The 24,833-nt window shown below is 70.2% G+C and carries 22 protein-coding genes and 1 pseudogene; 13 read left to right on the top strand and 10 right to left on the bottom strand.

All coding sequences use genetic code 11. The features are described from left to right. The first annotated feature begins 52 nt into the window (after nt 1–52). Nucleotides 53–910, top strand: a complete 858-nt coding sequence (locus OG883_RS13240; RefSeq protein WP_266539519.1) for a polysaccharide deacetylase family protein — start codon at nt 53–55, stop codon at nt 908–910. A 34-nt stretch (nt 911–944) separates the two neighbouring features. On the opposite strand, the gene OG883_RS13245 is transcribed toward OG883_RS13240, so the two are convergent. Then, nucleotides 945–1,598 carry a class F sortase gene (locus OG883_RS13245; RefSeq protein WP_266539521.1) on the bottom strand — a complete coding sequence of 218 codons (654 nt, stop codon included), beginning with the start codon at nt 1,596–1,598 and terminating at the stop codon, nt 945–947. Nucleotides 1,599–2,531: 933 nt separating this feature from the next. On the opposite strand from OG883_RS13245, the gene OG883_RS13250 reads away from it, so the two are divergent. Continuing rightward, nucleotides 2,532–2,990, top strand: coding sequence for a hypothetical protein (locus OG883_RS13250; RefSeq protein ID WP_266541497.1), 459 nt, complete (start codon nt 2,532–2,534; stop codon nt 2,988–2,990). Nucleotides 2,991–3,094: 104 nt separating this feature from the next. On the opposite strand, the gene OG883_RS13255 is transcribed toward OG883_RS13250, so the two are convergent. Both OG883_RS13255 and OG883_RS13260 read right to left on the bottom strand, forming a co-directional pair. Continuing rightward, nucleotides 3,095–3,613 carry a hypothetical protein gene (locus tag OG883_RS13255; protein ID WP_266539524.1) on the bottom strand — a complete coding sequence of 173 codons (519 nt, stop codon included), beginning with the start codon at nt 3,611–3,613 and terminating at the stop codon, nt 3,095–3,097. 133 nt (nt 3,614–3,746) lie between these two features. Beyond that, on the bottom strand, nt 3,747–4,292 hold the full coding sequence (locus OG883_RS13260) for a MarR family winged helix-turn-helix transcriptional regulator (RefSeq protein WP_266539527.1): 546 nt from the start codon (nt 4,290–4,292) through the stop codon (nt 3,747–3,749). A gap of 53 nt (nt 4,293–4,345) precedes the next feature. Between OG883_RS13260 and pip the strand changes: the two genes are divergently transcribed. From pip to OG883_RS13280, 4 genes are all read left to right on the top strand, one after another. Then, nucleotides 4,346–5,314 carry a prolyl aminopeptidase gene (gene pip / locus OG883_RS13265; protein ID WP_266539530.1) on the top strand — a complete coding sequence of 323 codons (969 nt, stop codon included), beginning with the start codon at nt 4,346–4,348 and terminating at the stop codon, nt 5,312–5,314. A gap of 207 nt (nt 5,315–5,521) precedes the next feature. Continuing rightward, nucleotides 5,522–6,496 (top strand): SCO0930 family lipoprotein, encoded by a 975-nt coding sequence (locus tag OG883_RS13270; protein WP_266539533.1) that lies wholly within the window; start codon nt 5,522–5,524, stop codon nt 6,494–6,496. 243 nt (nt 6,497–6,739) lie between these two features. Beyond that, nucleotides 6,740–7,552: an SAM-dependent methyltransferase gene (locus OG883_RS13275; RefSeq protein WP_266541500.1), complete on the top strand. Its 813-nt coding sequence runs from the start codon at nt 6,740–6,742 to the stop codon at nt 7,550–7,552. Further along, nucleotides 7,549–9,720 (top strand): EAL domain-containing protein, encoded by a 2,172-nt coding sequence (locus OG883_RS13280; RefSeq protein WP_323180900.1) that lies wholly within the window; start codon nt 7,549–7,551, stop codon nt 9,718–9,720. Before OG883_RS13275 ends, OG883_RS13280 begins: the two co-directional genes overlap by 4 nt. Before the next feature lie 34 nt (nt 9,721–9,754). Here OG883_RS13280 and OG883_RS13285 read toward each other — a convergent pair whose 3' ends face one another. Further along, nucleotides 9,755–10,684 carry a LysR family transcriptional regulator gene (locus tag OG883_RS13285; RefSeq protein WP_266539538.1) on the bottom strand — a complete coding sequence of 310 codons (930 nt, stop codon included), beginning with the start codon at nt 10,682–10,684 and terminating at the stop codon, nt 9,755–9,757. 83 nt (nt 10,685–10,767) lie between these two features. On the opposite strand from OG883_RS13285, the gene OG883_RS13290 reads away from it, so the two are divergent. Genes OG883_RS13290 through OG883_RS13300 form a run of 3 tightly spaced genes read left to right on the top strand, consistent with a single transcriptional unit; the run spans nt 10,768 to nt 14,247 of the window. Continuing rightward, nucleotides 10,768–11,472 (top strand): succinate dehydrogenase cytochrome b subunit, encoded by a 705-nt coding sequence (locus OG883_RS13290; protein WP_266539542.1) that lies wholly within the window; start codon nt 10,768–10,770, stop codon nt 11,470–11,472. Between the two features lies 1 nt (nt 11,473). Continuing rightward, entirely contained in the window at nt 11,474–13,504 is a 2,031-nt protein-coding gene (locus tag OG883_RS13295) for a fumarate reductase/succinate dehydrogenase flavoprotein subunit (protein ID WP_266539544.1), read from the top strand. Further along, complete coding sequence (locus OG883_RS13300; protein ID WP_266539546.1) at nt 13,501–14,247, top strand: succinate dehydrogenase/fumarate reductase iron-sulfur subunit; 747 nt, start codon at nt 13,501–13,503, stop codon at nt 14,245–14,247. Before OG883_RS13295 ends, OG883_RS13300 begins: the two co-directional genes overlap by 4 nt. Nucleotides 14,248–14,366: 119 nt before the next feature. Here the strand turns inward: OG883_RS13300 and OG883_RS13305 are convergent, their stop codons facing one another. Both OG883_RS13305 and OG883_RS13310 read right to left on the bottom strand, forming a co-directional pair. Further along, entirely contained in the window at nt 14,367–16,841 is a 2,475-nt protein-coding gene (locus OG883_RS13305; protein WP_266539548.1) for an excinuclease ABC subunit UvrA, read from the bottom strand. Between the two features lie 239 nt (nt 16,842–17,080). Beyond that, a pseudogene (locus OG883_RS13310) lies at nt 17,081–18,136 on the bottom strand (MsnO8 family LLM class oxidoreductase). Between the two features lie 58 nt (nt 18,137–18,194). Between OG883_RS13310 and OG883_RS13315 the strand changes: the two are divergent. Continuing rightward, on the top strand, nt 18,195–18,686 hold the full coding sequence (locus tag OG883_RS13315) for a hypothetical protein (RefSeq protein ID WP_266539551.1): 492 nt from the start codon (nt 18,195–18,197) through the stop codon (nt 18,684–18,686). Nucleotides 18,687–18,742: 56 nt separating this feature from the next. On the opposite strand, the gene OG883_RS13320 is transcribed toward OG883_RS13315, so the two are convergent. Then, complete coding sequence (locus OG883_RS13320; RefSeq protein ID WP_266539554.1) at nt 18,743–18,958, bottom strand: dodecin; 216 nt, start codon at nt 18,956–18,958, stop codon at nt 18,743–18,745. Between the two features lie 453 nt (nt 18,959–19,411). Then, nucleotides 19,412–20,209: a CAP domain-containing protein gene (locus OG883_RS13325; RefSeq protein ID WP_266539557.1), complete on the bottom strand. Its 798-nt coding sequence runs from the start codon at nt 20,207–20,209 to the stop codon at nt 19,412–19,414. A 530-nt stretch (nt 20,210–20,739) separates the two neighbouring features. Between OG883_RS13325 and OG883_RS13330 the strand changes: the two genes are divergently transcribed. From OG883_RS13330 to OG883_RS13340, 3 genes are all read left to right on the top strand, one after another. Then, nucleotides 20,740–21,093, top strand: a complete 354-nt coding sequence (locus OG883_RS13330) for a hypothetical protein (RefSeq protein WP_266539560.1) — start codon at nt 20,740–20,742, stop codon at nt 21,091–21,093. 206 nt (nt 21,094–21,299) lie between these two features. Continuing rightward, nucleotides 21,300–22,115: a GNAT family N-acetyltransferase gene (locus OG883_RS13335; RefSeq protein ID WP_266539563.1), complete on the top strand. Its 816-nt coding sequence runs from the start codon at nt 21,300–21,302 to the stop codon at nt 22,113–22,115. Continuing rightward, a complete protein-coding gene (locus OG883_RS13340) occupies nt 22,112–22,987 on the top strand; it encodes a 1-acyl-sn-glycerol-3-phosphate acyltransferase (protein ID WP_266539566.1) in 876 nt (291 codons plus the stop codon). Before OG883_RS13335 ends, OG883_RS13340 begins: the two co-directional genes overlap by 4 nt. Here OG883_RS13340 and egtD read toward each other — a convergent pair. Together egtD and egtC are read right to left on the bottom strand one after the other, a co-directional pair. Beyond that, a complete protein-coding gene (gene egtD, locus OG883_RS13345) occupies nt 22,882–23,844 on the bottom strand; it encodes an L-histidine N(alpha)-methyltransferase (protein ID WP_266539570.1) in 963 nt (320 codons plus the stop codon). The genes OG883_RS13340 and egtD overlap by 106 nt on opposite strands. Beyond that, complete coding sequence (egtC, locus tag OG883_RS13350; protein WP_266539573.1) at nt 23,841–24,596, bottom strand: ergothioneine biosynthesis protein EgtC; 756 nt, start codon at nt 24,594–24,596, stop codon at nt 23,841–23,843. The genes egtD and egtC overlap by 4 nt, the downstream gene beginning before the upstream one ends. Nucleotides 24,597–24,833: the final 237 nt, after the last annotated feature.

A 24,833-nucleotide genomic window follows, 5' to 3' on the forward strand; every position in this document is an offset into this window, starting at 1 on the left:
GTAACCGGTGTTGATGAAGTCTGCGGGGCAAAGGCCGTGCGAGCAGTTGGTCATGAGAAAGGATCAGATGCTGCCCGCGCGTCGGTCGGTGCTCGGCATCGCGGCATGCCTCGGCGCAGCCGCCACCACCGGGCTGCTCTTCACCGAGCGCGCGACGGTCCCGGGCCGGACCACCACTCCGCGTCCGGCCGCAGGTCCGATCCCGGCCGCGGGCCCGGCGGCTGCCGCGGGCCCGCCGCTGAAGGCGACCACCTACCGGCTCCAGCCGATGACCACGCACGCACCGCCGAATCTTCGCCGGACCATGCCGCCGGTGCGCCGACGGCCGTTTCTCAAGGTGTCGGAGGCGGGCCGCGACATGGTTCTCACCTTCGACGACGGGCCCGATCCCCGCTACACCCCCGACATCCTCGGCACGCTGCGCGAGTACGGCGTGCGGGCGATGTTCTTCGTCTGTGGCGAAATGGCCACCGCCAACCGTGACCTGTTGCGCGAGATGGCCGGTGACGGCCATGTGGTGGGTAATCACTCCTGGTCGCACCCGCTGATCCCCAGGCTCCCGCCGTCCGCGATCCGCGCCGAACTGGGCCGTACGAGCGAGGTGGTCGAGGAGACGCTCGGTGCCGCGCCACTCTGGTACCGGGCCCCCTTCGGGGCCTGGAACAGGCACTCCTTCGAGATCGGCGCGGAGTTCGGCATGGAGCCCCTCGCCTGGACCCTCGACACGCTCGACTGGACGGAGCCCGGCACAGGGACCATCGTCCGCCGGGTGATGGACGGCGCGGGGCCCGGAGTCATCGTCCTCTCGCACGACGCGGGCGGCGACCGCTCGCAGAGCGTCTCGGCGCTGCGCAGATATCTGCCCGAGCTGCTGGACGCCGGATACCGCATCACCCTGCCGCCGCGATGAGCCGCGCGGCGGCAGAGTTCGGCCGGTCCGGGGATCAGTGGGTCTTGACCATGCGCGCGAAGACCACGACGTTCCCGTCGTAGCCCCCTGCCTTCGAGTAGCCACCGCCGCATGTGATCACGCGCAGCTCCGCCTGTCCGGTGTCGCCGTACACGCGGGGCCCGGGGAAGTTGTACTTGGAGAAGACCTCGACGCCGTACACCTCGAAGACCGCGGTCTTGCGGTCGAAGCGGCTCACCTCGATCCGCGCGCCCCTCCGGATCGAGCCGAGGCCGTAGAAGACGGCCGGCCCCGACAGGTTGTCGACATGGCCGACGACGACCGCCGTGCCCCGCTGGCCGGGGGCGATGCCGTTCTGGTACCAGCCCGCAACATTGGGGTCCTGTGGCGGCGGGGCGTCGATCCAGCCGTCCTGGTCCAGGCCTACATGCATGACCGGAGCGTCCACGTCGATCGACGGGATTCTCACGCGTTCCGCGGGGGCGTACGCGAGCGGCTCGAGGGGGACGGGGAGGAACGTCTCGCCCTGGGCGCGGCCGGCCAGCGCGGCTGCGGCGGCAGGCTGCGGCGGTCCCAGGGGCACGTCCACGCCATTCTTTATCAGGGCGATCCCGCTGAGCAGGACGAGAGCCAGTGCGCCCCAGGGTGAGCGGATCCTTGACACCGAGCCGCCGTAGTGCTGGCCCATTGTTCTCCCTTCGTGGCGTCTGTAGGCACGCTAAGTCCGCTGGGTTCAAGCGGCCAGGAGGGAAGGGCGAACGGGTGGTGGGGCCGGTGCCGATGACCCATCCGAGTATTCAGCAGATAAAAATACTGACGGTCTGTGACCTGCGACTCCATCAGATACTTCGGCGCGTCGTCGGCGTGTCGCCTCACCGGGGTGGACCAGTGCCGAAATGCGGCGACTCCATGCCCCAGTGAGTGTTCGTCATGGAGGACGTACTCGTCGAATCTCCCGGAGCACCGCTTTGGGGCGTCTTCCACTGGAGGTTCAACGATGCGTGCTTCACGCGCTCTCGCAGTGGCCGCGGCCTGCGTGGCCGTCGGGCTCTCTGCTCCGCCGGCCGCCGCGGGCGGCGACGACCTGGGGGGCAATGGTCTGGTGGGCATTAATCAGGGCAATGGTCAAGGTGACAATGGTCAGGGGGGCAACGGTGAAGGAGATAATGGTCTGGGGGACTTCGGCCGGGGGGACAACGGTCTTGGCGGTAACGGCCGCGGGGACAATGACCAGGGCGGCAATGGCCGCGGGGACAACGGGCTGGGCGGCAATAACCAGGGCGGTAACGGCCGCGGGGACAACGGGCTGGGCGGCAATAACCAGGGCGGTAACGGCCGGGGGGACAACGGGCTGGGCGGCAATAACCAGGGCGGTAACGGCCAGGGCGGCAACGGCCGGGGGGACAACGGGCTGGGCGGCAATAACCAGGGCGGTAACGGCCAGGGCGGCAACGGCCGGGGGGACAACGGGCTGGGCGGCAATAACCAGGGCGGTAACGGCCAGGGCGGCAACGGCCGCGGAGACAACGGTCAGGGCGGTAACGGTCAAGGTGGCAACGGCCGGGGGGACAACGGGCAGGGCGGCAATAACCAGGGCGGCAACGGCCGGGGAAACAACGGGCTGGGCGGCAATAACCAGGGCGGTAACGGCCAGGGCGGCAATGTCCGCAAGGACAACGGCCGGATCACTGTCCGCGTCAACCCGCAATCGGTCCACCAGGGCGGCACCCTGACGATCACGGTGCAGGGATGCAAGCGTGGTGGCACGGTCGCGTCCAACGCGTTCTCTCAGGTACAGCTCTCCAACAACGGTCAGAACCAGTCGACCGCTTCCGCGCGGATTCACGATCACACAACACCGGGTCAGTACAACCTGGCTGTCAGGTGCAACGACAACTCGAACGTGGCGACTGTCCAGTTCACCGTGCTCTCGGCCCGGGGCGCGCAGGGTGGCCTCGGTGGCTCGGTCGGTCCCAGCTCCACCGAGATGGCGATCGGCGGCGCCCTCGTCGCCACGGCGGCAGTCGGAGGCGGTCTGTTCGTCGCCCGTCGCCGCCGCACGGTCAGCGGGAGGGGCTGACCGGCCGAACCTCCCGGTCGGCCGAAACCGCCCGTCGCCCCGAGTCCTGGCCGGGACTCGGGGCGACGGGCGGTTTCGGTGTAGCGGGGGCGGAGAGAGGGACGTCAGTGCTGACGGCTCTCCGACCGCCGGCGTACGACATAGATGGTGCCGGTGGCCGCGGCCACGACCAGCGCCGTACCGGCCGCGAGCTCACCGGTGTTCAGTCCGCCGATGCTGCCGCCGAGGCCGCCCCTGACACCCTGGGGCGCGACGGTGGTGGAGCTGGCGGTCGGACGGGCCGGCGTGCCGGAGATCCTCATATCGAGCGATGCCGTGTCACTGCCGCAGGCGAAGCTCACGGCGTAGACGGCGCCCGGCTTGGCATCCCCGTCGACTGTTGCCGTCGCGGAGCCGTTCGACGGGATGGTGACGCTGTCGAACACCCCGGAGGAGGCGCTGGCCGTCGTGTTGCATCCGCCGGCGGTCAGCGTGACCCGCCCGCCCGGTGCGACGGTCGAGGGGGTGACAGTGAAGTCGTACGGCGTGTTGTTGACGCTCGTGGCCGCCGCCGCGAGAGGGGTGGCCAGTCCGAGTGAGGCCACTCCCAGCAGAGCGGCGGATGCGGCACGTATGGCGCGCATGGTGAATCCTCCGGATCCCCGAGGAGCAGCTGCGGAACCGATTTCCACAAAAGGCTGAAAGTGCACCTCGATGATCGAAACGCTAAGAGAATCCCTTTTTGTCCGCTATCGGTGTCGGGCGAATGGGTCATTCTTATCCCCCATGTGGCGGACACGATGACGTGTCGGGGCGGCAGCCCGGCGGGTGGATGAGGCCAGGGGCCGCGTCGGCGATCCGCTGCCGCATCGGCCGCCGGTGCAGCGCTTCCAGGGCTTCGCCGATCAGCTCGCTCAAGGGGAACGGCAGCTCGGCCTCGAAGGTGGCCGCTGCCGCGGTGGTGGCCGCCCACTCGGCCTCCAGTGCGGGCAGCAGAGCCTCGGCCTTGGGGGTCAGACGAACGATGCGCCGCCGTGCGTCCTTCCCGGGACCGATGGTGGCCAGCCCTTCCCTGACCAGCTGGGAGACCGTCTGGCTCGCCGCCGAGTGCGTCACGCCGATCGTGTGTGCCAGGTCCTGGATGGAGCGGGGGCCGTCGGCGGCCAGCGTACGTACGGACGGGGCGTACCGCGGGCGGAAACCGTCCAGTCCGAGGTCGGAGTAGACCGCGGTGACATCGGCCTCCAGGAGGCCGAGCAGGTGGCGCAGCCGAGTGCCGAGCAGTTCGGGGCCGGGGCCGGGCTCGGTGGCGGGGGAGCTCATCTGCTTAACATAACAGCGCTGTTGTATTTCTCCGACGGAAGGGACCACGACTCGTGCCTGAGCTGTATCCGCCGATCGAGCCGTACGAGCAGGGGATGCTCGATGTGGGCGACGGCAACCTCGTGTACTGGGAGGTCTGCGGCAATCCCGAGGGCAAGCCCGCGCTGTACGTCCACGGAGGGCCAGGGTCCGGCTGCACCACGCGCGCACGCCAGTACTTCGACCCGGACCGCTACCGCGTCGTCCTGTTCGACCAGCGCGGCTGCGGGCGCAGCACTCCGCATGCCGCCGACCCCGCGTTCGGCATGCACCACAACACCACCGGCCACCTGCTCGCCGACATGGAACAGCTGCGGCACCAACTCGGCATCGAGCGCTGGCTGCTGTGCGGCGGCTCCTGGGGGTCGACGCTGCTCCTCGCCTACGCCGAACTGCACCCGCACCGGGTGTCGGAGATCGTGATCGACGGAGTCACGACAACCCGGCGCTCGGAGATCGACTGGCTCTACCGGGGGGTGGGGCGGTTCTTCCCCGAACAGTGGGAGCGGTTCAGGTCCGGCGTCCCCGAGGCCGACCGCGCCGGCGATCTGGTCGCCTCGTACGCCCGCCTGATGACGGACCCGGACCCGGCGGTACGGGAGAGGGCCGCCACGGAATGGTGCCGCTGGGAGGATGCGGTGCTGTCGCTGGAACCCCATGGCGGGCCCACCCCCTACAGCGGCCGTCCTTCGGCCGGGCGCATCGCGCTCGTACGGATTGCCTCCCACTACTTCGCGCACGGCGCCTGGCTGGAGGAGGGCGCCCTGCTGCGCGGCGCCGGAGGTCTGAAGGGAATCCCGGGGGTGCTCCTCCACGGCCGCCTGGACATGAGCTCTCCGCTCGACACCGCCTGGGAATTGAGCCGCGCCTGGCCCGAGGCGGAACTCGTGGTCATCGGCGATGCGGGACACAAGGGCAGCAAGACGGTGAGAGCGCGGGTGCGCGGCGCACTGGACCGCTTCGCATCAACGCTCCCCGAGTGACTGATGGAGCCTGTGGTGCGGATGAGATCAAGCCATTCCGTCTTGGGGTGAATTCCCCTGATCGAGGGGGGATTTCCACGTTTCGCGTTTGCGGCACCGAAGATTTTTTTCAACGCGTTGAACACTCGCGGCCCCCACGTCCGTACCTAGGGCCAGGAACGGCGCACTGAAGCGTCGCAACGGGCTCGAAGGACTACGGGAGTGGACATGAACACCTGGCGGAACGCCTCGCTCGCGGTGACTGCGGCGGCCGTACTCGCGCTGACGACGGCGTGCGGTCAGGACAAGGGGAACGAGACCCCCAATGGCCAGGCGGTCGGAGCGGCCAACCCGGCGCAGCCCGGCGGTTACGGCTCGGACAGCGGTTACGGCGGCGCGGGCGCCGGTGCCGGCGCCCAGGGAGCTGCGGCGAAGCCCGGCGGTCAACTGGCCGTCTGGGACAGCAAGGATCTCGGCAAGGTCCTCACCGACAGCGCCGGCCTCACTCTCTACCGGTTCGACAAGGACACGGACAGTCCGCCGAAGTCGAATTGCGAAGGCGACTGCGCGAAGGCCTGGCCGGTTGTCGCCGCAGGCGGCGTCACCGCCGCACCCGGTGTCGACACCTCCCTGCTCGGCGAGGTCACCCGGGCGGACGGCACCAAGCAGCTCACCATCGCGGGCTGGCCCATGTACCGCTACGCCAAGGACACCAAGGCGGGTGACGCGAAGGGCCAGGGCGTCGGCGGGACCTGGTTCGCGTCGGCCCCCGACGGCAAGAAGGCGGCGCCGGGCGGCGCGGGCGCCGGCGAGGAAGCGGGCGAGGAGGGCGGTGCCGACCTGGCCGGCCTCTCCACCCGCAACGACCCCAAGCTCGGCGAGATCGTCATCGACAAGAACGGCATGACGGTCTACCGCTTCATGAAGGACTCCGCCTGGCCCATGAAGACGGCCTGCACCGGCGACTGCCTCAAGAAGTGGCCGGTTGTCGAGCCCGTCGGGAAGAACGACACCGAGGGAATCCTCAAGAAGGGCTTCGTGACCTTCGACCGTCCCGACGGAATCAAGCAGCAGACGATCGACTGCTGGCCCATCTACACCTTCGCGGGCGACTCCAAGCCCGGTGACACCAACGGCCAGGGCGTGGGCGGCACTTGGTATGCCGTCTCGCCCGAGGGCAAGCCGGTCGGAGCGCCCAAGTAGTCCCCACGCTGCGCGTCCGACCCGGCCGGCCCGTCTCACGCCCCCCGCGTGACGGCGGGCCGGCTCTCTGTTCCGCTGTCTGAGTCCTCGCATGTTCCGTCGATGTGACCAAGACGTGTGACCAAGAACGGACCGCTAATTTCCGTTTGGGCTCGCTCTCTTGGCGGGCGATCAGTAGCCTCGGCTCGAACACTGGCCATGGTCATGGCCGAACTCCCCCGTGGCGACTTGTTGGAGACATCGATGGAGCGTCCCGCCTGGGCCCCGCAGGGCATCGACATATCGGTGCCGAGCGTGGCCCGTATTTACGACTACTACCTGGGCGGCTCGCACAATTTCGAAGTCGACCGGGAAGCGGCCCGCCGCGCCATGGAGTTCATGCCGGGCCTCCCCAAGATCATGCAGGCGAACCGGGCGTTCATGCGCCGAGCCGTGAACTACGCGGTGGGGCAGGGCATCTCCCAGTTCCTCGACATCGGCTCCGGCATTCCGGCCTTCGGAAATGTGCATGAAGTGGCACGCAGGGCAAGCCCCGACGCCCGCGTGGTCTATGTCGACCACGACCCGGTGGCCGTCGCACACAGCCAGGCCGTACTGGAGGGTGACGAGCAGTCAGCCGTCGTCGCCGCCGATCTGCGCAAGCCGCGGCAGATCCTCGACAGTCCCGAAGTCACCGCGCTGCTCGACCTGGAACAGCCGGTGGCGCTGCTCCTGGTCGCCGTACTCCACTTCATCGAGGACCAGGACGACCCGTACAGTGCCGTCGCCGAGTTGCGCGACGCTCTCGCGCCCGGCAGCCTGCTCATCCTCACTCACGCCTCGTACGAGGGCATTCCCCTCCCCAAGGAGCAGGCGGGCGGCGCGGTCGGCATCTACCAGAACATCCGAAACCCCCTGGTCATGCGTTCACGCGCGGAGATCGCGCGGTTCTTCGAGGGGTACGGGACGATCGAGCCCGGGCTGGTGTCCATGCCGCTCTGGCGGCCCGACGCCCCCGCCAAGGAGGAGGACCCATACGCCTTCTCGGGCTTCGCCGGGGTGGGGCGCAAGGCGTGATGTCGCCGTCGCAGGCGGCGGGTCCCGCAGCGGACCCGGACAGCCCTGAGGACAGACTCCGCCGGTTCGCGACGATCTGGAGCCGGGCCGTCTTCCCGGTGACGGCCACGTCGATGACCCGGCCCGAGATCGAAGAGCATCTGCTGCCGCTGGCCCGGCGGCTGAGCGAGACGCTGCACGCGCGCCCCTTCGACCCGCAGGCCGCCCACCGTGTCGGGACCGCTCTGATCGATGCTCACTGCACCGACCCCGAAGCGCTCAGCCGCACACTCGGCGTCGTCGACTCCTATCTGGTCCTGTACTGCGGCGCCGGCGGTGAGTCCGAGCTGACCGCCGAAGAGAGCCGGGCCCGCTGCGCCAGGCTCCAGCACGCCCTCGCTGCCGGTTTCGCCCACGGGCTGCGCGAGCGCACCCTCGCCGAGCAGGAGGCCATCGCCCGCTCCTCGCTGCGGGCCCGCAGCGACGCGGCGCAGGCTCTGCACGCCACCGAGGCGCGCTTCAGGGCAGTGTTCGAGGGCGCCGCGATCGGCATCGGGATCGCCGACCTCGACGGCAACGTGCTGGAGGTCAACGAAACACTCACCCGGATGTTCGGCGGGCTCGAGCACCATGTGCGCGGCAGGAAGGTGACCGACTGGTCCCATCCCGAGGACCGGCCCCATGTCTGGCAGCTCTACCGGGAGCTGGTGCGCGGCGAGCGCGAGCACTTCCGGGCGGAGAAGCCGTTCTTCCGCAACGACGGCACCGTGCTGTGGACCAACCTGACGGTCTCCCTGCTGCGGGACGCCGACGGCAGGCCTCAGTACCAGCTGGCACTGATGGAGGACACCACCGAGCGGCGGCTGCTCAATCTGCGGCTGCGCTATGAGGCCACCCACGACGCGCTCACCGGACTGCCCAACCGGACGCTGTTCTTCGAGCGGTTGGAGAAGGCCCTGTCGGCGGGCGACGGCGCCCGCTTCGGCCTCTGCTACCTCGACCTCGACGGCTTCAAGGCGATCAACGACAGCCTTGGCCACGCGGCGGGGGACCGGCTGCTGGTGGAGGTCGCGGACCGACTGCAGAGCTGCGCCACCGCGCCGGGCGAGATGGTGGCCCGCCTGGGCGGCGACGAGTTCGTGGCACTGACCACCGGACCCGACACCCAGCGCGAGGTCGACGAACTCGCCACGCGCATCCTCGGCGTGCTCGGCTCGCCCATCCGCGTCGACGGCCGGGAGTTCACGGTCCGCGGGAGCATCGGCATCGTCGAAGGACCGGCGGGCGAGCGCACCGCCGCCGAGGTGCTGCGCAGCGCCGACATCACCATGTACCGCGCCAAGTCGGCGGGCGGCAACCGCTTCGAGGTCGCCGACCCGGAGGCGGACGCCCGCGCCATCACCCGGCACGGCCTGACCACCGCGCTGCCCGCGGCCCTGGAGCGGGAGGAGTTCTTCATCGAGTACCAGCCGCTGGTGCACCTGGGGGACGGAAGCGTTCACGGGGCCGAGGCGCTGGTGCGCTGGTGCCATCCGCAGCACGGCGTACTGGGACCGGACCGGTTCATTCCGCTCGCCGAGCATACCGGGCTGATCGTGCCGCTGGGCCGCTGGGTGCTCCAGGAGGCCGTACGGCAGGCCCGGTTCTGGCAGAAGCGTCACTGCGACGGCGGCCCGTTGCGGATCAATGTCAACCTCTCGCCGGCCCAGCTGCACCACCCGGGGCTGGTCGCCGACACGGTGGACGTGCTCGAGCGCTCCGGCCTCGAACCGGGCGCCCTGTGCCTGGAGGTCACCGAGTCCGCGCTGATCGGTGCCGACGAGGATCTCCTCAAACCGCTGCGCCAACTCGCCGAGATGGGCGTGGACATAGCGCTCGACGACTTCGGCACGGGCTATTCGAACCTCGCCAATCTCCGCCGGCTGCCCGTGAGCGTGCTCAAGCTGGACCGCTCCTTCACCCAGGGAATGCAGCGGCACCCGGCCGACCCCGTCGATCTGAAGATCGTCGAAGGGATCGTTTCGCTGGCCCACAGCCTGGAGCTGGCCGTCACGGTGGAGGGAGTGGAGACCGGCGCGCAGGCGGAGCAGCTGCGGGAGCTGGGCTGCGACACCGCCCAGGGCTGGTACTACGCCCGCCCGGGCGCACCCGACCGGATCCACTCGCTGCTACTGGCCGACGCGGTGTAGCGCGCTCAAGCCTGCGGAGGTCCCCCGGACGACGTCAGGGGGAGGGCGAAGCAGCCGTCGCCCGGGAACTGAGCAGCACCCGCTGCAACTCCCGGGCGGCGCGCGGCGGGGCCACATCGCTGCGGTGGGCGAGTGCGATCGTACGGCGCAGCCCCGGACGAGCGAGCGGGGTGACCCGCAGATCGTGCCCGGCCCGCTCCGCGACCATGCTCGGAACCACCGCGACACCGAGTCCGGCGCGTACGAATCCGAGTACGGCGTCCATCTCGCCGCCCTCGACGGTGAAGGACGGTTCGAAGCCCTCCGCGCGGCACGCGGCGACGGTCAGCTCGCGCAGGTCGTAGCCGTGCCGGAACATCACCAGCGGCTCGTCCTGCAGATCGGCGATCCGTACCGGGCGGCGCGGGCCCTTCGCCGTGGTGGGGGCACCTCCCGGCCGCCAGGCCGGGGGCGACACCACGACCAGGTCCTCCCGCAGCAGCTCGACGGTGGTCAGTGCGGGCGAGGAGGCCGGCAACGGCAGCACGATCAGGGCCAGATCGAGGGACCCGCGCGCCAGTTCCCGTACGAGATCGTGCGAACCGCTCTCCTCGATCAGCAGCTCGATGCCCGGATGCAGATCGTGGAAGGTCCGCAGCACATCGGGCAGCAGACCGGTGCACAGGCTCGGCGTGGCTCCCAGCCTGACCCGGCCGCGGCGCAGCTGGGCGAGCTCCTGCACCTCGTGGCGTGCGGTGTCGGCGTCGGCGAGGATGCGGCGCGCCAGGGGAAGCAGTGCCTCCCCGGCGTCGGTGAGGGTGATATTGCCACGGGCCCGGCTGAACAGTTCGGCCCCCAGCTCCTTCTCCAGCGCCCGGATCTGCTGCGAGAGCGACGGCTGGGCGACATGGACCCGCTCGGCGGCCTGGGTGAAATGCCGGGTTTCGGCGACCGCCACAAAGTAGAGGAGCTGCTGGAACTGCATGGACCCACGATAGGTCATGCCTATGGACATGAGCAGTACCATGTCTTGGACCTCTGGGGTGCTTCGGCCCTAGCGTCGTACCCATGGCTCTGGCAACGCGGACGGATCGAAAACCGTCCCACACGCGAACCTTCTGGGGATCCACCGTCGGCAAGAAGACGGTCATGGCCGTGAGCGGCCTGATCATGCTCGGCTACCTGGTGGCGCATGTGATGGGCAACCTCAAGGTCTTCTTCGGCGCGGGGGAGTTCAACGCCTACGGCCACTGGCTGCGCACCATGGGCGAACCCGTCCTGCACTACGAGTGGGGGCTCTGGATCGTCCGCGTGGTGCTGCTCGCGTCCGTCGTGGGGCACGCCGTCGCCGCGTACCAGCTCAGCCGCCGGGATCTGAAGGCCCGGCCCACCGCCTACGTCCACAAGCGGAAGCGGTCGAGCTACGCCACCCGCACCATGCGCTGGGGCGGCATCATCGTGGCACTGTTCATCGTCTGGCATCTGCTGGATCTGACGACCCTCACGGTCAACGAGAACGCGCAGCCCGGTCATCCGTACGAGAACGTCGTCGCGACGTTCTCCACCTGGTACGGCAACGTCATCTACATCGTCGCGATGCTCGCCGTCGGGCTGCACATCCGGCACGGCTTCTGGAGCGCCGCCCAGACCCTCGGCGTCGGCAACGCGACCCGCGACCGGATGCTCAAGACCGTTGCCAATGGTCTCGCGCTGGTGCTGACCGTGGGATTCGTCTCCGTCCCCGTCGCCGTCATGACCGGAGTGGTGAGCTGACATGAACTCGAACAACGAACCCAGCGAATACAACGAACCCAGCGAATACAACGAACCCGGCGAATACCGCGACGCCGGCGCGTACAACGACTACGCCGCGTACGCGACCGGCGAGCCGGTCGCCGACACCAAGGCTCCCGAAGGCCCCATCGCCGAGCGCTGGGACACCCGCCGCTTCGAGGCCAAGCTGGTCAACCCGGCCAACCGCCGCAAGCACACCGTCATCGTCGTCGGCACCGGCCTCGCGGGCGGCGCAGCGGGCGCCACGCTCGCCGAACAGGGCTACCACGTCGAGCAGTTCTGCTTCCAGGACTCGCCGCGCCGGGCGCACTCCATCGCCGCGCAGGGCGGAATCAACGCAGCCAAGAACTACCGCAACGACGGGGACTCGATCCACCGTCTCTTCTACGACACCGTCAAGGGCGGCGACTTCCGCGCCCGCGAGTCCAACGTCCACCGGCTCGCCCAGATCTCGGTGGAGATCATCGACCAGTGCGTGGCGCAGGGCGTGCCGTTCGCCCGCGAGTACGGCGGACTGCTCGACACCCGCTCGTTCGGCGGCGTACAGGTCTCCCGCACCTTCTACGCCCGCGGCCAGACGGGACAGCAGCTGCTGCTCGGTGCCTACCAGGCGCTCTCGCGGCAGATCGCCGCCGGAACAGTGACCCTGCACGCCCGCACCGAGATGCTCGATCTGATCGTCGTCGACGGGCGGGCGCGTGGCATCGTCGCCCGCGATCTGATCACCGGCAAGATCGACACCTACTTCGCGGACGCGGTGGTCCTGGCCTCCGGCGGCTACGGCAACGTCTTCTATCTCTCGACGAACGCCATGAACTCCAACGCCACCGCCATCTGGCGCGCCCACCGGCGCGGCGCCTACTTCGCCAACCCCTGCTTCACCCAGATCCACCCCACCTGCATCCCACGCACCGGCGACCACCAGTCCAAGCTGACCCTGATGAGCGAGTCACTGCGCAACGACGGCCGTATCTGGGTGCCGAAAGCGAAAGGCGACGCACGGCCGGCGAACGAGATCCCCGAGGACGAGCGCGACTACTACCTGGAGCGGATCTACCCCGCCTTCGGCAACCTCGTCCCGCGCGACATCGCCTCCCGGGCCGCGAAGAACGTATGCGACGAAGGCCGCGGCGTCGGCCCCGGCGGCCAGGGCGTCTACCTGGACTTCGCCGACGCCATCCGGCGCATGGGCCGGAATGCGGTCGAGGAGAAGTACGGCAACCTCTTCGACATGTACGCGCGGATCACCGCCGAGAACCCGTACGAAGTCCCGATGCGGATCTACCCCGCCGTGCACTACACGATGGGCGGACTGTGGGTCGACTACGACCTGCAGACCAGTGTCCCCGGGCTCTTCGCCATCGGCGAGGCCAACTTCTCCGACCACGGGGCGAACCGGCTGGGTGCGTCCGCGCTGATGCAGGGACTGGCGGACGGGTACTTCGTCCTGCCGTCCACGATCAACGACTATCTCGCCCGAAACCCCCTCGGGAACGACGTCGACTCCGCACACCCTGTGGTGGCCGAGACCGTCGCCGAGACGGAGGACCGGCTGAATCTGCTGCTGGCCGTCGACGGCGACCGCACCCCCGACTCCTTCCACCGCGAGATCGGTGAACTCATGTGGGAGTTCTGCGGCATGGCCCGCACCGACGAGGGTCTGCGCAAGGCGCTCGCCCGGATCCCGCAGATCCGCGAGGAGTTCTGGCGCCGTATCAAGGTGCCGGGCACCGGCGAGGAGTTCAACCAGTCGCTGGAGAAGGCCAACCGGATCGTCGACTATCTGGAGCTTGCCGAGCTGATGTGCCTCGATGCGCTGCACCGCTCCGAGTCCTGCGGCGGGCACTTCCGTGAGGAGTCCCAGACCCCGGACGGCGAAGCCGCCCGCAGGGACGAGGAGTTCGGCTACGCCGCGGCCTGGCAGTTCACCGGGACGGGCGAGGCGCCCGTCCTGCACAAGGAAGACCTCGTCTTCGAGTACGTCCATCCCACCCAGCGGAGCTACGCATGAAGCTCACCCTGCGCGTCTGGCGCCAGCGGAACCCCGACGCCCCCGGCGCCATGGCCACCTACGAAGTCGACGGCATCTCCCAGGACATGTCGTTCCTGGAGATGCTCGACACCCTCAACGAGGAGCTCATCCTCAAGGGGGACGAGCCGGTCGCCTTCGACCACGACTGCCGCGAGGGCATCTGCGGCGCATGCAGCCTCGTCATCAACGGCGACGCCCACGGCCCGGAGCGCACCACCACCTGCCAGCTCCATATGCGCTCCTTCAAGGACGGCGACACCATCGACGTCGAGCCGTGGCGGGCCTCCGCCTTCCCCGTCGTCAAGGACCTGGTGGTGGACCGGTCGGCGTTCGACCGGATCATCCAGGCCGGTGGCTACATCAGCGCTCCGACCGGCGCGGCTCCCGAGGCCCACGCCACAGCGGTGCCCAAGCCCGACGCGGACTACGCCTTCGAGCACGCCGAGTGCATCGGCTGCGGCGCATGCGTCGCAGCCTGCCCCAACGGCTCCGCGATGCTTTTCACCTCGGCGAAGATCAACCACCTCAATGTGCTCCCACAGGGCGCGCCCGAGCGCGAGACCCGGGTGCTGGACATGGTGGCGACGATGGACGACGAAGGCTTCGGCGGCTGCACGCTGACCGGAGAATGCGCCACCGCCTGCCCCAAGGGCATCCCGCTGCCGTCCATAGCGGCCATGAACAAGGAGTGGCTGCGGGCCACCCGCAAGGCCAAGCGCTAGCCGGGCGGGGACGGCGTCGGAGGGGACGCGGCGGACGGCTTCCTGGACGGCGGCGGTTCCTGCACGGCGAGGCGGCCGGCCCGCTCGCCCGCATCACGCCGGGTGGGACGGGAAGGTGGTCATTGCCCGGAGCCCAGCGCCCGGGCCAGATACGGGGCCGTAGGACCGCCGTCCGCACCCGCCACGTCGGCGGGAGACCCGGCGGCGACGATACGTCCGCCCTCGTCGCCGCCGCCCGGGCCGAGGTCGATGACCCAGTCCGCGCCCGCGACCACGTCCATGTCGTGCTCGACGACCACGACCGAGTGGCCCGCCTCGACCAGACCGTGCAACTGCCGCATCAGCACCTCCACATCGGCGGGATGCAGCCCGGTCGTCGGCTCGTCCAGGACATAGAGGGTGTGGCCTCGGCGCAGTCGCTGCAACTCCGTGGCGAGCTTGATCCGCTGGGCCTCACCGCCCGACAGCTCGGTCGCCGGCTGGCCGAGCCGCAGATAGCCGAGACCCACATCGAGCAGGGCGCGCAGACTGCGTACGGCGGCGGGCACACCGGCGAAGAAGTCCGCGGCGGCCTCGACCGTCAGGCCGAGCACCTCGGCGATGTTCAAACCCTCGTAGCGGACCTCGAGCGTCGCCGGGTTGTAGCGGTCGCCGTCGCAGTCGGGGCACGGGGCGTACGTACTGGGCAGGAAGAGCAGCTCCACCGAGACGAATCCCTCGCCCTGGCAGGTCTCGCAGCGGCCGCCCGCCACATTGAAGGAGAACCGGCCCGCCTTGTAGCCGCGGGCACGCGCCTCGTCGGTGGCGGCGAAGAGCTTGCGTACGACGTCGAACAGCCCGGTGTAGGTGGCCAGGTTGGAGCGGGGAGTACGGCCGATGGGGCGCTGGTCCACCTGCACCAGACGCTGCACGGCCGCCAGACCCTCGACCGAGACACAGCCGGGGGGAGCGGGCGATGCGCTCTCCGTGGACGCCGTGGTGTCCGTGGTGTCCATGATTTCCGAGGAGTCCGGGGGCTGTGAGCCGAGGTGCTCGGCGAGCACCCCCGCAAGCACCTGCCCCACCAGCGTCGACTTCCCCGAACCCGATACACCTGTCACCGCGGTGAACACCCCGAGCGGGAACCGCGCGTCCACGCCCCGCACATTGTGCCGGTCGACCCCCTTGAGCCCCAGCCAGCCCGACGGCGTACGGACCTCGCGCTCCGGCACGGCCTGCCGGTGGAAGAGGAACCGCCGCGTGGCCGAAGCCTCGACACCGGCCAGGTCGGCCACCGGACCACTGTGCAGCACCAGACCGCCGTGCTCGCCCGCGTGCGGCCCCACATCGACCAGCCAGTCCGCGCTGCGGACGACATCCAGATGGTGCTCCACCACGAAAACCGAGTTGCCGGCCGCCTTCAGCCGTTCCAGCACGACCAGCAGTGCCTCGGTGTCGGCGGGATGCAGACCGGCCGACGGCTCGTCCAGGACGTAGACGACGCCGAACAGCCCCGAACGCAGCTGGGTGGCCAGCCGCAGCCGCTGCAGTTCCCCGTTGGACAGGGTGGGAGTGGTGCGGTCGAGGCTGAGGTAGCCCAGGCCCAGCTCGGTGACCGTGGCGATGCGGGCGAGCAGATCGGCGGTCAGCACGCGCGCGGTCTCACCGCCGCCGACCGAGCCGGATTCCAGCACCTCGGCGAGCGAGGTCAGCGGCAGGCCTGCCAGGTCGGCGATCGTACGGCCCGCGAACGTCACCGCCAGCGCCTCGGGACGCAGTCTGCTGCCCCCGCACGACGGACAGGGCGCACTGGCCAGGAACCGCTCGGCCCTGGTGCGCAGCGTCTGGCTCTTGGAGTCGGCGAAGGTGTGCAGCACATAGCGCCGGGCGCTCATGTACGTGCCCTGGTACGGGCGTTGGATACGGCCCGCATCCCGTACCGGATGCACCGTGACGACCGGCTGCTCGTCGGTGAACAGGATCCAGTCCCGGTCCTTCTGCTCCAGCTCCCGCCACGGCCGGTCGATGCCGTACCCGAGTGCGTCCAGCACATCACGGAGGTTCTTGCCCTGCCACGCACCCGGCCAGGCGGCGATCGCGCCTTCGCGGACCGAGAGCGAGGGGTCGGGAACGAGAAGCTCCTCGCTGGTGCGGTGGACGCGGCCGAGACCGTGGCACTCGGGGCATGCCCCGGCGGCGGTGTTCGGCGAGAACGAGTCCGAGTCCAGCTGCTCGGCGCCCTCGGGATGGACGCCTGCCCGCGAGAAGAGCATGCGCAGCGAATTGGAGAGCGTGGTGACCGTGCCGACCGAGGAGCGCGAGGAGGGTGAGGAACGGCGCTGTTCCAGCGAGACCGCGGGCGGCAGACCGGTGATCTCGCCGACCTTGGGCGCGCCCACCTGGTGGATCAGCCGCCGGGCGTAGGGGGCGACGGACTCGAAGTAGCGCCGCTGCGCCTCGGCGTAGATCGTGCCGAAGGCGAGCGAGGACTTCCCGGACCCCGAGACGCCGGTGAAGACGACCAGGGCGTCGCGTGGGATGTCCACATCGACGCTGCGCAGATTGTGCTCCTGGGCGCCGCGTACGCGGACATACGGGTCATGGGGGCTGTGCATGGCGGACGATTCTAGGCGTCCGCCCCAGGGGGCGTCTTTCGGATCGTGCCGGGCTCGCGTGCCCCGGCGCGGCACCTCGCCGGCGTTGCCGTCGGTCACCGACTCAGAATGGGGCTCCCGCCTGCCTTCGGCGGGCCCCATCCTGAGCCTTGCGATGCTCCCCCGCAGCCCTGAGGGCACCGGAGGCGCCCCATGGCCGGACCCCGCTCACCGATCCAGCCCGATCCAAACGGCACCGCCTAGCCGTCCGCGCTGGTCAGCCCCGCGATCCCGGCGAGACGACGGAAGGAGTCGAGCAGCGCCTCACGGTCGTACGTACTGGTGGTGACCAGGACCTCGTCGGCGGCGCTGTCCTTGATCACAGCCTCGAGTGCGTCCGTGACCTGCTCCTCGGTCCCCGCGACATGGCCGCGCAGCCCCGACTCGTAGAACTCCCGCTCCCTGGCCGTCATCGTCAGCCCCTCGATCCGCCCGGGCGGGGCGAGCGGCGGGAACACGCCGTGCGTGCGGGAGTACGCCATCGACCAGGCCTCCGGCATCAGCATCCGGTGCGCGTCCTCCTCGGTGGCGGCGACCGCGACCGTGCCCGCGACGACGACGTAGGGCTGATCGGACCAGGCGGACGGCCGGAAGTCCTGGCGGTACCGGTCGATGGCAGCCAGCATCTTGTCCCGGCCTCGGAGGTCGCCGATGACCAGTGGCAGCCCGGCCCCGGCGGCGATCTGTGCCCCTTCGCCGATGGCCAGGACGTACGGCGGGACCCGTAGGCCCTCCGCCGGGCGGGCGTGGACCTGCGGATGCGCCGTCTGCCGGCTGCTGCCGTGCCCCTGTGGTGAGCGATCTGCGGACCCCCGGAAGTAGCCGAGCAGCTCGTCCAGCCGGCCTGCGAAGTCCTCCGCGTCCTTTTTGTCCCTACCGAGCGCCCGGCGTACCCCGTCGGTGAAGCCGACCGAGCGGCCCAGTCCCATATCGATCCGGCCGGGGAAGAGGGATTCGAGCACCCCGAACTGCTCGGCGACGACCAGGGGTTGGTGGTTGGGGAGCATCACTCCGCCGGTGCCGACGCGGATCGTCGAGGTCGCGGCCGCGACGGCCGCGGCGAGGACGGTCGGAGCGGAACCCGCCACACCCGGCACGCCGTGATGCTCGGAGACCCAGAAGCGGTGGTAGCCGAGCGCCTCCAGCTCCTGGGCCAGGCGCACGGTGTCGCGCAGGGCCGCGGGGCCGTCATGCCCCTAGCGGGTACGGGAACGGTCGAGTACGGAGAGGCGGGTGGACGCGATGACTGTGCTCACACAGGCTTCAACCCGCTCGCCGGTCCAGGATTCCCGCCGCGTTGCCTAGGGTGGGGACGTGACGCGAAACAGCAGGCCACTGGCCGTATTCGACCTGGACGGAACGCTCGCGGACTCCGGGCACCGGCAGCATTTCCTGGAGCGCAGGCCGCGCGACTGGGACGCCTTCTTCGAGGGCGCCCCCGACGACCCGCCGCTGGCCAAAGGTGTGGAGCTGTGCCTTGCGGCCGCCGAGGAGTGCGAGGTCATGTACCTCACGGGCAGGCCGGAACGGTGCCGCCGGGACACCCTCGCCTGGCTGGCGGAACAGGGGCTGCCCGAGGGACGGGTGTTCATGCGGCGCAACGACGACCGGCGGCCCGCCCGCAGGACCAAGCTGGAGATACTGCGGCGGCTCGGCCGCGACCGCGAGCTGCGGATGCTGGTGGACGACGACGAGCTGGTGTGCGACGACGCCGAACGGGCCGGCTTCCCTGTCGTACGGGCCCGGTGGGCGGCCGGTACGACCGAGGCGCTGAAGGACGCGCAGGAGCGGGAGGGTCGTACCTGATCCCCGGCGCGCCCGATCAGCCGCTCGGCCCCCCGTCAGTCGCTCGGCCCCCCCCGTCAGTCGCTCTCCTCGAGGCGGAAGCCGACCTTGAGACCGACCTGCCAGTGCTGGATCTGCCCGTCCACGATCTGGCCGCGAACCTCGGTCATCTCGAACCAGTCCAGTCCCCGCAGGGTCTGGGACGCACGGGTGATGCCGTTGCGGATGGCCTGGTCGACGCCCTCCGGCGAGGTGCCGACGATCTCGGTGACCCGGTAGGTGTGATTCGACATGTGTGGAGCACTCCTCTCGATGCGTTGACTCCAACCGTGCCCCACCGCAAGGCGGCGCGCGAGGCGTCGGGAGCGGACGGCCGAAGCCGGCGGCGCCGAGGGAATGCCGGGAAGGCGGGAGCGGCCGCTGCGATGGAGGGCGTCTGCCTGTTCCACAGGCAGGCAGGCAGGCTCGATCACCCGTACGGTCCGGGCGGTCACGACTCTGCATCGCTGCCGACGCCGGCCCGGCGCGGCCTCCGTGCTGTTCGCCGCCCGTCCCGCCGACTCATGAGTCGGCCTTACGGATCCCGCGCCCGCAGATGTGCATTTCGCTGTATATGCGGCGTTTACGGCGTACCGACAACGAAGGCCCCGACCGGCGAATCGGTCGGGGCCTTTCATCCGGTGGAGGACGGCCGCCCGTCCCCGCAGAAGTGGTACCGGGGCATGTGGCGGCCGGATTCGGGCCTTCTATCGGGCCGTTCCGAAGTCCTGCGTCCAGTAGTTTCCGGGCTGCGCGAGGCCGACGCCGATCTCCTTGAACGCACAGTTGAGGATGTTGCGCTTGTGGCCGGGGCTGGTCATCCAGCCCGCCATGACGCTCTCCGGCGTGGTGTAGCCGTAGGCCACGTTCTCGCCGTAGGTGCTCCAGCGATAGCCGGCATCCGTGATCCGGTCGCCCGGAGACGACCCGTTGGAGCCCGTATGGGACATGTTCCGATGGGACGCCATGTCCTTGCTGTGGTCCTGGGCGGCCTTTGTCAGCTTCGCGTTCAGGGTGAGCGGAGAGCATCCGGCCTTGCTGCGCTCGCTGTTGACGAGCTTCAGCACGCGCGCCGCAGCTCCGGATGCCGGCGCGGTGGCCTTCGGCGCGCTCGGAGCCGCGGTGGCCTTCGGAGCGCTCGGAGCCTTGGTGGTCTTGGGTGTGCTGGGGGCCGCGGTGGCCTTCGGTGCGCTCGGAGCCTTGGTGGTCTTGGGTGTACTAGGGGCCGCGGTGGTCTTGGGAGTGCTTGGCGAGGCGGTGGCCTTGGGCGTACCTGGAGTCGCAGAAGGCTTCTGCCACTTTCCCGCAGCCGGATTCTGGCCCCATGCGTCACCCCTCCACCGGTCCTCGGAGTTCGTGCTCTTCCAGTGGCCGTCGGACCGGCTGCCCGCGTTTTCCTGAGGGTCGAAGCAGGCCATGGCGGCAGAGGGCATGCCCACGGCTCCCACTGCGACGGCAGCGATGACTATCTGCCGGTAGTACGTCTTCTTACGATGCTTGCTCATGCGTGACCTCGCTCGGTAATCGCGGAGCGCCCCGGTGCTGCCGACTCTGCGCGTATCTGCGCCTGAGCTGCGGAGACGCCTTGCGGCCGCCATTCTTAGAACCACGGTCGGGGCAGGGCAACGACGGCACGTACTACCTCGGTTCGTAGGACCGGAGGTCTCTTGCAACGAGCGCACAGGCGTGCTGGTCCGGATCCTGGAGTTCCGGAAATCCCTGTTGCTCCGTCAGAAGTGCTTGCTCGCTCGACGGACGGGCAAAAGCGCCGAGCGGACCGAATGCCGCCGAAGGCTGTGCAGGGTATGTCTGCACCAAGACGGACAAATCTCCCTATGTCCCCGAGGTGTCATCTACTATTCAGCGACCTAAGTGCCAAAAATCCCTGTGGCCGATGTCACTTGACGCAAGCGCGGGATCATGGTTTCAGGCGATTCGCCGCTTCGATGCCCTCCCTGCCGACCTGGACAAACCGGTCACCGTGGTCGCATCGCGGGCACTTTGCCGACCGGGGGCGGATGCGAGGCGGACCTCCGTGCCCGCCGCCGGATCCGGCTCCACGCCTTCCGGCGCCCTGACCGGTTCTGCCGCCATCGACGTCATCAAGGCGACGGCGGGCAGGCAGTGGCAGACAGACCTCGCCCGGACGATGAACTACGTGCCGAACGAGACCACCCTCGCGGGCGTCATCGCGGACGAGGAGAGCACGGCGGCGACGGCAGCGGGAGCCGCGCGCGGCCGAGCCACGCCCAGCTCACCGCTGAGGGTCGACGTCGAGGCCGACAACCCCCATCAAGCCGCAAGTGAGTGCCGTCCTGCAGGCCGGGACCACGCTCGCGCGGCGCGGGCGGCATCCGGGCGCATCACCGAGGCGGTCGAGCCCCACTGAGCGGCACCCCCTCCCCGCCCCTCTCCCTGCGCTCTGCCTCCTTACCCTCTGTGCAGTTCCGGTGGCACCGCATTCCCCGGCATTCAGCCGTCGCACATCCGCACTCCGCCGGGCGGTCATGTCGAATCCAGCCGGCCACGGAAGAAGTAAGGAGCCGGGCCGCCGCACCCGCGGCCCGTCTCTTCCGTCCGGCACAGGAGACAGCCATGCCCGCATCGCCCGTCGTCGTCCCCGCCCCTCTCTCCGCGTCCGTTCCCGTCCAGCTTCCGTCGCCCCTCTCCGAATCCGACGAGCCCCGCTATGTCGTTTCCCTGGCCCGGGACCAGGAGGACGTACGAGCCGCGCAGCGGTTGCGCCACCAGGTGTTCGCCGGGGAGATGGGAGCGCGGCTCGAGAGCCCGGAGCCGGGCTTGGACATCGACGCCTTCGACGCGTACTGCGACCACCTTCTCGTCCGCGAGGCCGACACCGGCGAGGTCGTCGGCACCTACCGGCTGCTCCCGCCCGACCGCGCACGGGGCGCCGGACGCCTCTACTCCGAGGGCGAGTTCGACCTCACCAGGCTCGCCCCGATCCGCGACGACCTCGTCGAGGTCGGCCGCTCCTGTGTCCACCCCCTCCACCGCAACGGCGCCGTCATCGCCCTCATCTGGGCAGGACTCGCCCGCTACATGACCCGCACCGGGTACACCTGGCTGGCCGGCTGCTGCTCTCTACCGCTCGCGGACGGCGGCACGCTGGCGGCAGCCACCTGGGACACCGTGAAGGACAGGAACCTCGCCCCACAGGAGTACTGGGTCACCCCCCACAAGCTCTGGAACCCGGACTCCGTCACCCGCCCCGCCGGGCGCACCGAACTGCCGCCCCTGCTCCGCGGCTATCTGCGACTCGGCGCCTGGGTGTGCGGAGCGCCCGCCCACGACCCCGACTTCGGCGTGGCCGACCTGTACGTCCTGCTCTCCCTGCGCCGCACCAACCCCCGCTACCTGCGGCACTTCCTCTCCCTCGCCCCCGTGCGATGAGCGCCTGGCTGCCCAGCGCCCCCTGCACCCCGAAGGGCTGTGCCGTCCACCAGGGCCCGGCGGCCGGCGCTCTCACGGCGGCGGCCCGGCTGCTGGCCGGGACGCTGGCCGTGGCCGTGGGTGTGCTGCTCGCGCCGGCGGCCGCGCTGCTGGGGGCCCGGGTCCGTGACCCGCTGACCCGGTACTGGGCACGCACGGTGCTGCGCGCCTTCGGGCTACGGATACGGATCACCGGCCGGCCGTACGGCCCGCGGGCGTCCCTGGTGGTCGCCAACCACATCTCCTGGCTGGACATACCGCTGATGGCGGCGGCCCTTCCCGGACGGATGCTGGCCAAGAGCGAGGTCCGGCGCTGGCCGGTCCTCGGCCCGCTCGCCGCCCGGGGCGGCACCCTCTTCGTGGAGCGCGACCGGCTCCGTACGCTGCCCGGCACCGTGCGGGAGATGGCGTCCGCGCTCGGCGGCGGCGCACGCGTGATCGCCTTCCCCGAGGGCTCCACCTGGTGCGGACGCGATCAGGGCAGATTCCGGCCCGCCGTCTTCCAGGCCGCACTGGACTCGGGCGTCGCCGTCCAGCCCGTACACATCAGCTATCAGCCCACCGGAGCGGCCGCGTTCGTCGGGGACGATCCGCTGGCCGCGTCCCTGTGGCGGGTCGCGGCGGCCGGCGGGCTCACCGCGGAGATACGGCTGTTGCCGCCGATCCCCGCGGGGAGCTGCCCCGACCGCCGCTCACTGGCCCGCGCCGCTCAGCTGGCCGTTGCCGCTCAGCCTGCCGTCGCGAGAGAGAGCGCGAAGCGGCCCTCCGTATCCGTCCACCAGCGCATCAAATCCAGCCCGGCTTCCGCCAGTTCGGTGCGTACGCCTTCCTGACGGAACTTCGCCGACACCTCCGTGCGCATCTCCTCGCCCGCCTCGAAGGGGACCGCCAGACCCAGCTCGGGGATCTTCACGGTGAGCGCGGAACGGGCGCGCAGCCGCATCTCGACCCACTCCTGTTCGCGGTCCCACAGCGCCACATGCTCGAAGTCATCGGGGTCGACGTCCGCGCCCAGCTCCCGGGCGATGACGGCGAGCACGTTCTTGTTGAACGCGGCCGTCACCCCGGCCGCATCGTCGTACGCCCTGACCAAAACCGCCTCGTCCTTCACCAGATCCGTGCCCAGCAGCAGCGCGTCACCGGAGTCCATCAGCGACCGAACGGAGCGCAGGAACACCTCACGCTCGGCCGGCAGCAGATTGCCGATCGTGCCGCCGAGGAACGCCACCAGCCGCGGGCCCGGAGTACCGGGCAGGGCAAGACCGCGGGTGAAGTCGGCGATCAGGGCATGGACATTGAGTCCGGGCCGCTCGGCGAGCAGCGCCTCGGCCGCGCCGGTCAGCGCGCTCTCGCTCACATCGACCGGCACATAGCTGTGCAGGCCGGGCAGCGCGTCCAGCAGATGGCGGGTCTTCTCCGAGGATCCTGAGCCCAGCTCCACCAGGGTGCGCGCACCGGTCGCCGCTGCGATCTCGGACGCCCGGGCGGTCAGGATCTCCCGCTCCGCGCGCGTCGGGTAGTACTCGGGGAGCCGGGTGATCTCCTCGAAGAGTTCACTGCCGCGCGCGTCGTAGAACCACTTGGGCGGCAGGGCTTTGGGCGTACGGGTCAGGCCTTGCAGCACATCGGCGCGCAGGGCGGCGTCCGTCGCGTCCTCGGGCAGGGTACGTGTCAGCAGGAACGGGCTCACGCGGGGGGCTCCTTGAGCGGGGTCAGCAGGACATCGGTTCGGGTGGCGGCGAGCAGGGTGCGGTCGGGTACCTCCCGCCAGTAGGGATCGTCGTCGTACGGCTCCGAGGCCACGACCGTGCGACGGCCGGGCTCGGCGAGATACCAGAGGGTGTCGCCCCACGCGGTCGCCGCGATCGTCTCGCCGTCGGTGAGGAGCAGATTCAGCCGGGATCCCGGCGCGGCCTCGGCGACATCGTGAACGGTGTCGGCGAGCGCCTGGCCGAGCTCGTCGCCGTCGCGCAGCCGGTGCAGCACGAGCGCCCACAGCAGCGCGGAGTCGCAGCGGGCCTCGAGCGAGAGCAGCTCGGCCGCGGACAGGGACAGGGCGAGCGGCGCCAGTGAGCCGGGCCAGCCCTTGACCGCGCCGTTGTGGCTGAACAGCCAGGGCCCGCCGGTGAACGGCGCCGCCGCCGCCTCGCCGTCCGCGCCCGCCTCGGTGGCGTCCCGGACGGCGGCGAGCAGGGCACCGCTGCGGACCACCCGGGTGAGATCGGCGAAGGAGAGATCGGCCCAGATGGGCCCGGAGCGCCGGTAGCGGGCGGGCACGGGATCACCCTCGGCGTACCAGCCGACCCCGAACCCGTCGGCGTTGACCGTCCCGTACCGCTGCCGGCGCGGCGCCCAGGACTGCCGGAAGAGGCTGTGCGCGGGCTCGACAAGGAGCGCGCCGAGCGGCAGCGGGGGCCCGAGGAAGGCGAGATGCCTGCACATATCAGCGCACGCCTCCTTGCGGGAGCGCGCACGACGCCCGCCGTCGGGCGGTGTCACGCGCCGGCCGTTCCGGCTGCGCGATCGGCGCGCGTACGGCCGTTCCCAGGAGTCCCCCTCGGGTCGTCGCGGCCCGGGCGCGCGGCACATGCTGCCGCGCGTGCCGCTGTGCACTGTGCGTCGAAGTGGCACAGGCCCACGGCGACGGACGCCGTCCGCACGGCAATGGGTGCCGTCCGA

The sequence above is a fragment of the Streptomyces sp. NBC_01142 genome (assembly GCF_026341125.1).
Lineage (GTDB): Bacteria > Actinomycetota > Actinomycetes > Streptomycetales > Streptomycetaceae > Streptomyces.

Excerpts from the sequence above, each read along its gene's own strand:
- OG883_RS13320 (WP_266539554.1), bottom strand. The coding sequence starts at position 18,958 with ATGTCGAATCACACCTACCGGGTCACCGAGATCGTCGGCACCTCGCCG.
- OG883_RS13270 (WP_266539533.1), top strand. The coding sequence starts at position 5,522 with ATGAACACCTGGCGGAACGCCTCGCTCGCGGTGACTGCGGCGGCCGTA.
- OG883_RS13335 (WP_266539563.1), top strand. The coding sequence starts at position 21,300 with ATGCCCGCATCGCCCGTCGTCGTCCCCGCCCCTCTCTCCGCGTCCGTT.
- OG883_RS13240 (WP_266539519.1), top strand. The coding sequence starts at position 53 with ATGAGAAAGGATCAGATGCTGCCCGCGCGTCGGTCGGTGCTCGGCATC.
- egtC (WP_266539573.1), bottom strand. The coding sequence starts at position 24,596 with ATGTGCAGGCATCTCGCCTTCCTCGGGCCCCCGCTGCCGCTCGGCGCG.
- OG883_RS13255 (WP_266539524.1), bottom strand. The coding sequence starts at position 3,613 with ATGCGCGCCATACGTGCCGCATCCGCCGCTCTGCTGGGAGTGGCCTCA.
- OG883_RS13245 (WP_266539521.1), bottom strand. The coding sequence starts at position 1,598 with ATGGGCCAGCACTACGGCGGCTCGGTGTCAAGGATCCGCTCACCCTGG.
- OG883_RS13295 (WP_266539544.1), top strand. The coding sequence starts at position 11,474 with ATGAACTCGAACAACGAACCCAGCGAATACAACGAACCCAGCGAATAC.
- OG883_RS13325 (WP_266539557.1), bottom strand. The coding sequence starts at position 20,209 with ATGAGCAAGCATCGTAAGAAGACGTACTACCGGCAGATAGTCATCGCT.
- OG883_RS13300 (WP_266539546.1), top strand. The coding sequence starts at position 13,501 with ATGAAGCTCACCCTGCGCGTCTGGCGCCAGCGGAACCCCGACGCCCCC.
- OG883_RS13305 (WP_266539548.1), bottom strand. The coding sequence starts at position 16,841 with ATGCACAGCCCCCATGACCCGTATGTCCGCGTACGCGGCGCCCAGGAG.
- OG883_RS13290 (WP_266539542.1), top strand. The coding sequence starts at position 10,768 with ATGGCTCTGGCAACGCGGACGGATCGAAAACCGTCCCACACGCGAACC.
- OG883_RS13340 (WP_266539566.1), top strand. The coding sequence starts at position 22,112 with ATGAGCGCCTGGCTGCCCAGCGCCCCCTGCACCCCGAAGGGCTGTGCC.
- OG883_RS13275 (WP_266541500.1), top strand. The coding sequence starts at position 6,740 with ATGGAGCGTCCCGCCTGGGCCCCGCAGGGCATCGACATATCGGTGCCG.
- OG883_RS13260 (WP_266539527.1), bottom strand. The coding sequence starts at position 4,292 with ATGAGCTCCCCCGCCACCGAGCCCGGCCCCGGCCCCGAACTGCTCGGC.
- OG883_RS13285 (WP_266539538.1), bottom strand. The coding sequence starts at position 10,684 with ATGCAGTTCCAGCAGCTCCTCTACTTTGTGGCGGTCGCCGAAACCCGG.